Genomic DNA, 11747 nt, shown 5'->3' on the forward strand with positions numbered 1-11747 from the left:
CCGGTACAGATGGTGAAGGTCAGGGTGTCGATGAGGATGTCCGACTCGTGGATGCCCCAGGTGCCGGTCAGGTCGCCGATCAGCCGCTCGGCGATCTCGACCTTCTTCTCCGGGGTGCGGGCCTGGCCCTCCTCGTCGATGGTCAGCGCGATCAGCGCCGCGCCGTGCTCGCGGGCGAGCCGGGTGACCTTCGCGAAGCGGGAGGCGGGGAGCGGCCGGCCAGCATCGCCTCACGGAACTTCTTCGAACCGTTGGCATTCGTCCGCTCACCGATCGCCAGGTAGGAGGTGTCCTGACGGAACGGCACACTCTGGTACAGGGAGGCCGCACCCGGCTCGGGCTGCGGGTTGCGCTCGGTCGGGGTGAGGTCGCGGACGCGCTCGACGACCTGGCGCAGATGCTCGGGGGTGGTGCCGCAGCAGCCGCCGATGAGGGAGAGGCCGTATTCGCGTACGAAGGTCTCCTGGGCGTCGGCGAGCTCCGGCGCCGTGAGCGGGTAGTGGGCGCCGTCCTTGCCGAGGACCGGGAGGCCCGCGTTGGGCATGCAGGACAGCTGGATACGCGAGTGGCGGGCCAGGTAGCGCAGGTGCTCGCTCATCTCGGCGGGGCCGGTCGCGCAGTTCAGGCCGATCATGTCGATGCCGAGCGGCTCCAGTGCGGTGAGCGCCGCGCCGATCTCCGAGCCGAGCAGCATGGTGCCGGTCGTCTCCACTGTCACCGACACGATCAGCGGGACCTGGTACCCGGCGGTCTCCATGGCCCGGCGGGCGGCCAGGACGGAGGCCTTGGTCTGCAGCAGGTCCTGGGTGGTCTCGACGAGCAGCGCGTCCGCGCCGCCCGCGAGCAGGCCCTCGGCGTTCTGCTGGTAGGCATCGCGGATGGCGCCAAAGGTGGTGTGGCCGAGGGTGGGCAGCTTGGTACCGGGGCCCATCGAGCCCAGCACCCAGCGCTGCCGGCCGTCGCGGGCAGCGAACTCGTCCGCCGTCTCGCGGGCGATGCGGGCGCCGGCCTCGGAAAGCTCGGCGACGCGCTCGGGGATGTCGTACTCGCCGAGAGCGGTGAGGTTCGCGCCGAAGGTGTTGGTCTCCACGCAGTCGACACCCGCGTCGAAGTACGCGGAGTGCACCGAGCGGACGATGTCGGGGCGGGTCACGTTGAGGACCTCGTTGCAGCCCTCCAGCTGCTGGAAGTCGTCCAGCGTGGGGTCCTGCGCCTGCAGCATGGTGCCCATGGCTCCGTCGGCGACCACCACTCGGGTGGTGAGCGCCTCGCGGAGCGCGGACACACGGGTCCGGCTGTCGGCGGAAGGGGTCAGTGGCGACGAGGCCATTAAGGGGCTCCCTTAGGTGCGACGGCTGTCGGCTTTGCGTCTGTCCGGGAACTGCCCCCGGTAGGCGCACCTCGCCAGGGTAACCGGGGTCGGCCGGGGATGGTCAGGGGCGTCCACGGGGCGGACGAGGATGACGGGCAGGTCACTCCCGGGATACGAGTGACACAACAGAACCCGACGGATGCGGACCGACCATTAGCGGGAGGTCGGCATCGACCGGTAGTGTTCGACATTGCCGAACAGCGGCAGCGACGTCGCTACGTCGACGGTCGAAGGGGACGGAGGCAGTACGGCGATGGCACGGAACATCCAGTCGCTCGAACGGGCGGCCGCGATGCTGCGGCTGCTCGCGGGCGGCGAGCGACGGCTCGGCCTCTCGGACATCGCCTCGTCACTGGGCCTCGCCAAGGGCACCGCCCACGGGATTCTGCGCACCCTCCAGCAGGAGGGTTTCGTCGAGCAGGACGACGCCTCCGGGCGCTATCAGCTGGGCGCCGAACTGCTGCGCCTGGGCACCACCTACCTCGACGTGCACGAACTGCGGGCGCGCGCCCTTGTATGGACGGACGACCTGGCCCGGTCCAGCGGGGAGAGCGTGTACCTCGGCGTCCTGCACCAGCAGGGCGTACTGATCGTGCACCATGTCTTCCGGCCCGACGACAGCCGTCAAGTGCTGGAGATAGGGGCCATGCAGCCCCTGCACTCCACGGCCCTGGGCAAGGTCCTTTCGGCGTACGACCCGGTCGCGCACAGCGAGGCGATCGAGGCCGACCGCAAGCCCTTCACCGACCGCACCGTGTGCGAGCCGGCGGACTTCGAGCACATCCTCGACATGTCACGCGCGCGTGGCTACGCGGCCGACGTCGAGGAGACCTGGGAGGGCGTCGCGTCCGTCGCCGCGCCCATCCACGACCGGCGGCGGATGCCGGTGGGCGCGGTAGGGATCACGGGCGCCGTGGAGCGGCTGTGCCGGGACGGCGAGCTGCGCCCGGAGCTGATCGCCGCGGTGCGGGACTGCGCCCGTGCGGTGTCGCGGGACCTGGGCGCCGGGCGGTTCTGAAGGACCTGGCAGGACACAGGAGAAGGCCGGGACGTCGGGCGGCGTCCCGGTCTCGGTCGTGCCCGGACGCGACCAGGCGAACCATCCGGTCGGTACGCGCCGCGCTTGTTACCCGGCCGTACGCAGTCATAGGCATCTGACCTGCAAGATCGACTGTTCACAGTCGATCGATAACGATCGCATTTTCGCCAACACAGGCCTTGACGCACACCTGACGCCGGAGCAAGACTCCCGTCCATCGGTCGGCATTGTCGAACACCTACCGGCAATACGCGCTAGAGTGTGACAACGCCAAGGGCCGGTATTCGCTCTCACCCCCGAGGGCAGCTCGAACTCCCGGAGGGACCCGGGGTTCGGTCCCCTGGACGAAGGACAAAGGAGTCGCGGGTGTCCAGCTCCGACATCTTCATCGGCGAGACCATCGGTACCGCCATACTCATCCTGCTCGGCGGCGGCGTCTGCGCCGCCGTGACGCTGAAGGCCTCCAAGGCCCGTAACGCCGGCTGGCTGGCCATCACCTTCGGGTGGGGCTTCGCGGTACTCACGGCGGTCTACACCTCGGCACCGCTCTCCGGTGCCCACCTGAACCCGGCCGTGACGCTCGCGCTCGCGCTCAAGAAGGACGGCATCGACTGGAGCGACGTCCCGATCTACTGGGGCGGGCAGCTGCTCGGCGCCATGATCGGTGCGGCCCTGGTCTGGGTCGCCTACTACGGCCAGTTCCACGCGCACCTCACCGACAAGGAGATCGTCGGTGGTCCGGGCGCGCAGGCCACGGCCGCCAAGGCCGTCGAGGCGCAGGAGAAGGGCGCAGGCCCGGTCCTGGGCATCTTCTCCACCGGCCCCGAGGTCCGGGTCGCCTGGCAGAACGTCGCCACGGAGGTCATCGGCACCATCGTGCTCGTGCTCGCCGTCCTCACGCAGGGCCTCAACGACAGCGGCAAGGGCCTGGGCGTCCTGGGCGCCCTGATCACCTCGCTCGTCGTCGTCTCCATCGGTCTGTCCCTCGGCGGTCCGACCGGTTACGCGATCAACCCGGCCCGTGACCTCGGTCCGCGTGTCGTGCACGCCCTCCTGCCCCTGCCCAACAAGGGCGGTTCGGACTGGGGCTACGCCTGGGTCCCGGTCGTCGGTCCCCTGATCGGCGCCGCGCTCGCTGCAGGCATCTACAACGTCGCTTTTGCTTAAGAGCACCGGACTTCACCGCACTTAAACAGCACCGCGCCGTACAGACAGCCCTCCCTTCCAAGGACTTCAGGAGCACACCGTGACCGACGCCCACACCGCCGGCCCCTTCATCGCCGCGATCGACCAGGGCACCACCTCCAGCCGCTGCATCGTCTTCGACCGCGACGGACGTATCGTCTCCGTCGACCAGAAGGAGCACGAGCAGATCTTCCCGAAGCCGGGCTGGGTCGAGCACAACGCCAACGAGATCTGGACCAACGTCCAGGAAGTCGTCGCCGGAGCCATCCAGAAGGCCGGCATCACCCGCGACGACATCAAGGCCATCGGCATCACCAACCAGCGCGAGACCACGCTGCTCTGGGACAAGAACACCGGTGAGCCCGTCCACAACGCCATCGTCTGGCAGGACACCCGCACCGACGCCCTGTGCAAGGAGCTCGGGCGCAACGTCGGCCAGGACCGCTTCCGCCGCGAGACCGGCCTGCCGCTGGCCTCCTACTTCGCCGGTCCGAAGGCCCGCTGGCTGCTCGACAACGTCGAGGGCCTGCGTGAGCGCGCCGAGCGCGGCGACATCCTCTTCGGCACCATGGACAGCTGGGTCATCTGGAACCTGACGGGCGGTGTGAACGGCGGTCACCACGTCACCGACGTCACCAACGCCTCCCGCACCATGCTGATGAACCTGCACACGCTGGAGTGGGACGAAAAGATCGCCGAGTCGATCGGCGTCCCGCTGGCGATGCTGCCGGAGATCCGCTCCTCCGCCGAGGTCTACGGCGAGATCAAGGGCGGCAAGCTGGGCGACCTGCTCGGCGGCATCCCGGTCGCCTCCGCGCTCGGCGACCAGCAGGCGGCCCTGTTCGGCCAGACCTGCTTCGCGGAGGGCGAGGCCAAGTCGACGTACGGCACCGGCACGTTCATGCTGCTGAACACCGGCGAGAAGATCATCAACTCGTACAGCGGCCTGCTGACCACCGTCGGCTACCGCATCGGCGACGACAAGCCGGTCTACGCCCTGGAGGGCTCGATCGCCGTCACCGGTTCGCTGGTGCAGTGGATGCGCGACCAGATGGGCCTGATCTCCACCGCCGCCGAGATCGAGACGCTCGCGCTCTCGGTGGAGGACAACGGCGGCGCCTACTTCGTGCCGGCCTTCTCCGGTCTGTTCGCCCCGTACTGGCGCTCCGACGCCCGCGGTGTGATCGCCGGCCTGACCCGCTACGTCACCAAGGCGCACCTCGCGCGCGCCGTCCTGGAGGCCACCGCCTGGCAGACCCGTGAGATCACGGACGCCATGACCAAGGACTCCGGCGTCGAGCTCGCGGCCCTCAAGGTCGACGGCGGTATGACCTCCAACAACCTGCTGATGCAGACCCTCTCGGACTTCCTGGACGCCCCCGTGGTGCGCCCGATGGTCGCCGAGACGACCTGCCTCGGTGCCGCCTACGCCGCCGGTCTCGCCGTCGGCTTCTGGACCAGCACCGACGACCTGCGTGCCAACTGGCGCCGGGCCGCGGAGTGGACCCCCCGCATGGACGCGGACACCCGCGACCGTGAGTACAAGAGCTGGCTCAAGGCCGTCGAGCGGACCATGGGCTGGCTCGAGGACGAAGAGAGCTGACGAGGCCTCTGCCAAGGCCCTCGTAAGCTCTGATGAGGAGTAAGAACCCGAAATGACCAGTCAGCCCACCCTGCAGTCCGTGCCTGCCCTCGGTACGCGCCCGGCCTCCGGCTCCAACCCGAGCCGCGCCGAGACCCGGGAGCAGCTCGCCAAGGCGTCGTACGACCTCCTCGTGATCGGCGGCGGCATCCTGGGCATCTCCACCGCCTGGCACGCCGCGCAGTCCGGCCTCAGGGTGGCGCTGGTCGACGCCGGCGACTTCGCCGGCGCCACCTCTTCCGCCTCCTCCAAGCTCCTCCACGGCGGTCTGCGCTATCTGCAGACCGGCGCGGTGAAGCTGGTGGCGGAGAACCACTTCGAGCGCCGTGCGGTGTCCCGCCAGGTGGCCCCCCACCTGGCGAACCCGCTCACGTTCTACCTCCCCGTGTACAAGGGCGGGCCGCACGGCGCTGCGAAGCTCGGGGCGGGCGTCTTCGCCTACTCCGCGCTCTCCGCGTTCGGTGACGGCGTGGGCCACCTCCTGTCCCCCGCGAAGGCGGCGCAGGACGTGCCCGAGCTGCGCACCGAGAACCTCAAGGCCGTCGCCGTCTACGGCGACGACCAGATGAACGACGCGCGCATGGCGCTGATGACGGTCCGCGCGGCCGTCGAGGCGGGCGCCGTCGTCCTGAACCACGCCGAGGTGACCGGACTCCGGTTCACCAAGGGCCGGGTGACGGGCGCGGACCTGAAGGACCGTACGACGGGTGACGAGTTCGGCGTCAACGCCCGTCTGGTGCTCAACGCGACCGGCCCCTGGGTCGACCACCTGCGTCGTATGGAGGACCCGAATGCCGCTCCGTCGATCCGGCTGTCGAAGGGCGCGCATCTGGTCCTGAAGCGCACCTCCCCGTGGAAGGCCGCGCTCGCCACCCCCATCGACAAGTACCGCATCACCTTCGCCCTCCCCTGGGAGGACATGCTGCTTCTCGGCACCACCGACGAGGAGTTCGAGGGCGACCCCGCGGATGTCTCGGTCACCGAGAAGGACATATCCCAGATCCTGGACGAGGCCGCGTTCTCGGTCCGGGACCAGCAGCTCAGCCGTGACCTGATCACGTACTCCTTCGCGGGTCTGCGGGTGCTGCCGGGCGGCCCCGGCGACACCGCGAAGGCCAAGCGCGAGACCGTGGTCACGGAGGGCCGTGGCGGGATGCTGTCCGTCGCGGGCGGCAAGTGGACGACCTTCCGGCACATCGGCCGTACGGTGATGCAGAAGCTGGAGGCGCTGCCGGGCGCTCCGCTGGGTGACGACTTCGAGCCCATCTCCTCGCTGCCGAAGAAGCTGCCGCTCCCGGGTGTCGCCAACCCGCGTGCGGTCGCCCACCGGCTGCTGGTCGACAACCCGGCGCCCGGTCCGCGTATGGCGGCCGACACCGCCAAGCACCTGGCCACGCACTACGGTTCGCTGTCCTTCGACATCGCCCGCCTCGCCAACGAGAACCCGGAGCTGGGCGAGCGTGTCCACCCCGACGCTCCGGAGATCTGGGCGCAGGTCGTCTACGCCCGGGACAACGAGTGGGCCGAGACGGCGGACGACGTGTTGCGCCGTCGTACGACGCTGACGATCCGCGGCCTGGCCACGGACGACATCCGCGCCAAGGTCCAGGGCCTGCTCGACAAGAAGTGACCTCGCGCCGGCCCCTTCCCTGACCAGGGCCGGCACGATCGGGGAACGGCCCCTCTCCCCTAGGGGGCCGGATCCGCGAGAGGGGCGACTCCGCGCCGACGGAGCCGCCCCTTTTGCTTGTGTTGCGTCGTGAGTCGTCTGCGGGTGTGTGTGGGCTGGTCGTGGCCACGCGGCGGAGCCGCACATGCGGGACCGTGGGCTGGGGACCCTCGGCGAGGGCGCCGTCCTCGCCCACCTGGAGGTTCTCGCCCTGAGCTGAGCATTCGGCCCTCCGTTCAGCCCACTGAACCCCCATAATGGCCTGATACATCGGATGTCTGAACGACAGGTCTGAACGACAGGGAGGCCGCCCATGGCAGTCACCGACGAGGCGATCGAGAAGATCAAAGGGATGATCGTCTCCGGCGCGCTGCGCCCCGGCGACCGGCTGCCCAAGGAGAGCGAACTGGCCGCCGAGCTGGGACTGTCCCGCAACTCCCTGAGGGAGGCCGTGCGTGCCCTGTCGCTGATCCGGATCCTGGACGTGCGGCAGGGCGACGGCACGTATGTGACCAGCCTCGATCCGCAGCTGCTGCTGGAGGCACTGAGCTTCGTCGTCGACTTCCACCGCGACGACACGGTGCTGGAGTTCCTGGCGGTGCGCCGCATCCTGGAGCCGGCCGCGACGGCGATGGCCGCCTCCCGGATCAGCGAGCAGCAACTGGACGCGCTGTCGGCCCAGTTGGAGAAACTCGGGGACGCCCCCTCCGTGGAGGAACTGGTCGCCTGCGACCTCGACTTCCACCGGGGCATCGTGCAGAGCTCCGGCAACTCGGTGCTCTGCTCGCTGCTGGACGGCCTGTCGGGGCCGACCACCCGGGCCCGCATCTGGCGCGGCCTCACCCAGGAGGACGCGGTCAGCCGCACCCTGCACGAGCACCGCGCGATCCTGGCCGCCCTGCGCGACCGGGACGCGGAGGCCGCGCGGTCCTGGGCGACGGTGCACATCGCGAGCGTGGAGCAGTGGCTTCGCTCGACGCTCTGAGCGGCTGCGCGCGGTGGGGCCGCGGTGACGATCATGGGTGTTCGAGGGCCCCGGACGGGGCAGTGATCCGTTCACTCCCCCGTGCAAGGGGGCTGCGGGCGCCCCCGCCGCACGCCGTAAGGTTGGGTGGTCAAGCGAGGGCACGTCGGAAGGAGGCCTGGGTGATCGAGCTCGAGGGGGTTCCCGAGCTGATCGACCCGGTCATGGTGGCCGCGTTCGAAGGCTGGAACGATGCCGGCGACGCCGCCTCCACCGCGGTCGCGCATCTGGACAGGGAGTGGAAGGGCGAGGTGTTCGCGGCGCTGGACGCCGAGGACTACTACGACTTCCAGGTGAACCGCCCCACGGTGTGGATGGACGGCGGCGTGCGCAAGATCACGTGGCCGACGACAAGGTTGTCGGTGGTCCGGGTCGGCGGCGAGAAGCCGCGCGACCTCGTACTCGTCCGAGGTATCGAACCGTCGATGCGGTGGCGCTCGTTCTGCAACGAGCTGCTGGGCTTCGCGCACGAACTGGGTGTGGAGCTGGTGGTCGTGCTGGGCGCCCTGCTGGGCGACACCCCGCACACCCGGCCGGTCCCGATCAGCGGCACCACGTCCGACTCGGACCTGGCGCAGCGCATGGACCTGGAGGAGACCAAGTACGAGGGCCCGACGGGCATCGTCGGTGTGCTGCAGGAGGCCTGTACGCACGCGGGCGTGCCGGCGGTGTCCCTGTGGGCGGCCGTGCCGCACTACGTGTCGCAGCCGCCCAACCCCAAGGCGACGCTGGCCCTGCTCAACCGCCTGGAGGACCTGATCGACGTGCGCATCCCGCTGGGCGAACTGCCCGAGGACGCGCGCGCCTGGCAGGTCGGCGTGGACCAGCTGGCCGCCGAGGACAGCGAGGTCGCGGAGTACGTGCAGACGCTGGAGGAGGCCCGCGACACCGCGGAGCTGCCGGAGGCGTCGGGCGAGGCGATCGCCCGCGAGTTCGAGCGCTACCTGCGGCGCCGGGACGGCGGAGGTCCGTCGAGCGGCGGACACGCGACCGCGGACGGCAGCGACAGCACGTCGTATCTGCGGGACAACCCGAGCGGTCGTACGAAGCCACCGAAGCCACCGAAGCCGGGTCCGGACGACGAGGAGTCGTCGGAGGAATAGCCGGGTCGACCGAATGAGGGCGGTGCGCAGCTTGCGCACCGCCCTCTTTGCGTTCTGCCGCCCCATCCCATGACTGACAACTCTTCAGTCTTTGGCCGGTTTGCTACGTGACCTCTATTTCAGGACGGATTGCACACGCTACCCAATTCAACTTGTTTTCAAACCGAGTTGGTGAAGACGGGGTGGACGGACCGCCGAGGGCGTGCTTGGTTGTGCAGCGATGGCGCACCCGCACGGACCGAAGGGAGCGGTACCGATGAGCGACCAGGTACAGCCGGCGCAAGGGCCGGGAACGTCCGGGCCGGGGCCCGACGGAGCGGGATTCACCTATCGAGGAGCCGAGCGGGAACTGATCGTCGTCGCCCGTCCCGAGGCCCGGCTGCGCGCCCAGGCCGAGGGCGTGCGCTCGGCGGCGGGAGCCGACGTATCCGCTCTCAACATGTTCCTCAGCGATGAACAGCTGGCCCTGGAGCCGCTGTTCGGCAGCGAGGAGCGGCTGCAGCAGTCCGCCTCGCCGAGCGACGGCAACGTGCCAGACCTCGCGATGTTCTACCGGGTGCGCGGCGGCGAGAGCCGCGCCGAGGAACTGCGCTCGCGGATCGCCGCGCTGCCGGGCATCGAGACGGCGTACATCAAGCCCGGTGCCGTACCGGCGTCCTTGGCGGAGGAGAGCGGCCGGCTGAAGGAAGGGGCGCCCGTCACCCCCGACTTCAGCAGCCGGCAAGGCTATCTGCGCCCCGCGCCGGAGGGGATAGACGCCCACTGGGCCTGGCAGCGCCCCGGTGGGTCGGGTCAGGGTGTGACGGTCATCGATGTCGAGGGCGCCTGGCAGTTGGGCCATGAGGACCTGGCCGCCAAGCTGGCCGGCGTCGTGGTCGGCACCCCGCTGACCGATCTCGCCTGGCGCAACCACGGCACGGCCGTGATCGGCGTGATCGGCGGCGACCGCAACGAATACGGCGTCAACGGCATCGTGCCCGAGGCGGTGACCGCGGCCGCGTCCTTCCAGGGCATCGGCACGGCGGCCGCGATCCACGCGGCGGCCGACCGGCTCGGCCCCGGCGACGTCGTACTGATCGAACTGCACCGCCCCGGACCGCGGTTCGAGTACGCCGAGCGCGACGACCAGCGCGGCTATGTCGCCGTCGAGTGGTGGCCGGACGACTACGCGGCGATCCGGTATGCCACCGCCAAGGGCGTCCTCGTCGTCGAGGCGGCCGGCAACGGCGGGGAGTCGCTGGACGATGCGGTCTACGAGCGCCGCCCGGACGAATTCCCCGAGTGGTGGCGCAACCCGTTCAATCCCTCCAACCAGTCCTCCGGTGCCGTCCTGGTCGGGGCGGGCGCACCGCCGCCCGGCACGCACGGCCGCGACCACGGCCCGGACCGCTCCAGGCTCGCGTTCTCCAACTACGGCGCCCGGCTGGACGCCCAGGGCTGGGGACGCGAGGTGACGACCACCGGCGGCTTCTGGGACAAGCCCGGCGATCTGCAGGGCGGGCCCGAGGAGATCGCCTGGTACACGGACACGTTCTCCGGGACCTCCTCCGCCTCCCCGGTGGTGGTCGGCGCCCTGGCGGCACTGCAGGGCATGCTCAAGGCGGCCGCCCAGCAGCCGATGTCCCCGGAGCGGGCCCGCGAGGTGCTGCGGGCCACGGGCTCCCCACAGCAGGACGCGCCGGGCCGGCCCGCCTCGCAGCGGATCGGCAACCGGCCCGACATCAAGGCGGCGGTCACCCATCTGCTGCCGGAGGCGGTCGGCTCGGGCCAGGCCGAACGGTACTGGGACGAGCTGCTGCCGTACCCCCGTGAACTCCCGCCCAGGCTGAGGCTGTTCGTGGCCGGTGCCTGGCGGAACCTGAACCATCCGTCCCCGGAAATCCGCCAGGCGGTGCACTCCGCCTTCGCAGGGGGACGGCCCGACGTCCGAGTGTGGTTCTCGGACGACGAGATCGTCGGCCTGGTCGTCACGGGCTGACGCATCCCAACCATCAAGGGAAGGTGACACCCGCATGAGCACCACCCCGCAGATGAGCCAACTGGGACAACAGCAAGGCCAGCAGTTCCCGAGCACGTCGCCCTACCAGCAGCACCAGCAGCAGCCGTTCGGGCAGCAGCAGGGCTACGGCCAGCAACAGCCGTTCGGGCAGCAGCAGGGCTACGGCCAGCAGCCGTTCGGACAGCAGCAGCCCATGGGTATGGGCGGCTCGCTGGAGCAGCTCCAGCAGCTCGGCCAGCAGCAGCCCTTCCAGCAGCTGCTTCAGCAGCTCGGCCAGCAGCAGCACATGGGCCAGCAGCAGATGAGCCCGCAGCAACAGGCCGAGCAGCAGGTGCAGCAGCACCTCCACCAGATCGCCCAGGCCGCCGCGCAGCACGCCCAGCAGCAGGTGCAGGCTCAGGTGCTGCAGGCCGGCGTCGCGGACGGCTACATCGACGTCGTCCAGCCGCTGCCCGGGCAGCCCAGCCTCATCGCGCTGCGCATCAACGGCCAGCTGAGGATCTTCGCCAACCCGAACGCCCAGACCCACGACCAGGTCCAGGAGGCCTTCGCGTTCGGCCACCAGGTCGTCGGCATCTGGGACTCCGGCTCACCGCAGGTCCTGCGCAGCATCCAGATCCGCAGGATCTGATCCACAGGTCTGATCCACACGGTCCGACCCGCGCGAAGTGACACGAGGGGCGCTTCCTCCACGGAGGAAGCGCCCCTTTCCTG

8 protein-coding genes and 1 pseudogene are annotated in these 11747 nt (G+C 70.0%); 8 read left to right on the forward strand and 1 reads right to left on the reverse strand.

Going from position 1 to position 11747, the window contains the following annotated elements; all coding sequences use genetic code 11:
* Positions 1 to 1330: pseudogene (locus IH68_RS0143160) on the reverse strand (homocysteine S-methyltransferase family protein); the annotation flags it as partial.
* Positions 1331 to 1625: 295 nt separating this feature from the next.
* On the opposite strand from IH68_RS0143160, the gene IH68_RS0143170 reads away from it, so the two are divergent.
* From IH68_RS0143170 to IH68_RS0143210, 8 genes are all read left to right on the forward strand, one after another.
* Entirely contained in the window at positions 1626 to 2390 is a 765-nt protein-coding gene (locus IH68_RS0143170) for an IclR family transcriptional regulator (RefSeq protein ID WP_030947599.1), read from the forward strand.
* 387 nt (positions 2391 to 2777) lie between these two features.
* Positions 2778 to 3578: an MIP/aquaporin family protein gene (locus IH68_RS0143175; protein ID WP_030947607.1), complete on the forward strand. Its 801-nt coding sequence runs from the start codon at positions 2778 to 2780 to the stop codon at positions 3576 to 3578.
* A gap of 79 nt (positions 3579 to 3657) precedes the next feature.
* Entirely contained in the window at positions 3658 to 5199 is a 1542-nt protein-coding gene (glpK, locus tag IH68_RS0143180; RefSeq protein ID WP_030947610.1) for a glycerol kinase GlpK, read from the forward strand.
* 52 nt (positions 5200 to 5251) lie between these two features.
* On the forward strand, positions 5252 to 6868 hold the full coding sequence (locus IH68_RS0143185; protein ID WP_030947614.1) for a glycerol-3-phosphate dehydrogenase/oxidase: 1617 nt from the start codon (positions 5252 to 5254) through the stop codon (positions 6866 to 6868).
* Between the two features lie 352 nt (positions 6869 to 7220).
* On the forward strand, positions 7221 to 7892 hold the full coding sequence (locus IH68_RS0143195) for a FadR/GntR family transcriptional regulator (RefSeq protein ID WP_030947615.1): 672 nt from the start codon (positions 7221 to 7223) through the stop codon (positions 7890 to 7892).
* Between the two features lie 161 nt (positions 7893 to 8053).
* Entirely contained in the window at positions 8054 to 9034 is a 981-nt protein-coding gene (locus IH68_RS0143200; protein WP_030947617.1) for a PAC2 family protein, read from the forward strand.
* Between the two features lie 256 nt (positions 9035 to 9290).
* Positions 9291 to 11012, forward strand: a complete 1722-nt coding sequence (locus IH68_RS0143205; RefSeq protein WP_030947620.1) for a S8 family peptidase — start codon at positions 9291 to 9293, stop codon at positions 11010 to 11012.
* Positions 11013 to 11046: 34 nt separating this feature from the next.
* Positions 11047 to 11664 carry a hypothetical protein gene (locus IH68_RS0143210; RefSeq protein WP_030947624.1) on the forward strand — a complete coding sequence of 206 codons (618 nt, stop codon included), beginning with the start codon at positions 11047 to 11049 and terminating at the stop codon, positions 11662 to 11664.
* Positions 11665 to 11747: the final 83 nt, after the last annotated feature.

This window comes from Streptomyces sp. NRRL S-646, assembly GCF_000720765.1.
Classification (GTDB): domain Bacteria; phylum Actinomycetota; class Actinomycetes; order Streptomycetales; family Streptomycetaceae; genus Streptomyces.

Bases quoted from the DNA above. Each gene is read 5' to 3' on its own strand.
- IH68_RS0143170 (WP_030947599.1), top strand. From the start codon at position 1,626: ATGGCACGGAACATCCAGTCGCTCGAACGGGCGGCCGCGATGCTGCGG.
- IH68_RS0143185 (WP_030947614.1), top strand. From the start codon at position 5,252: ATGACCAGTCAGCCCACCCTGCAGTCCGTGCCTGCCCTCGGTACGCGC.
- IH68_RS0143195 (WP_030947615.1), top strand. From the start codon at position 7,221: ATGGCAGTCACCGACGAGGCGATCGAGAAGATCAAAGGGATGATCGTC.
- IH68_RS0143205 (WP_030947620.1), top strand. From the start codon at position 9,291: ATGAGCGACCAGGTACAGCCGGCGCAAGGGCCGGGAACGTCCGGGCCG.
- IH68_RS0143210 (WP_030947624.1), top strand. From the start codon at position 11,047: ATGAGCACCACCCCGCAGATGAGCCAACTGGGACAACAGCAAGGCCAG.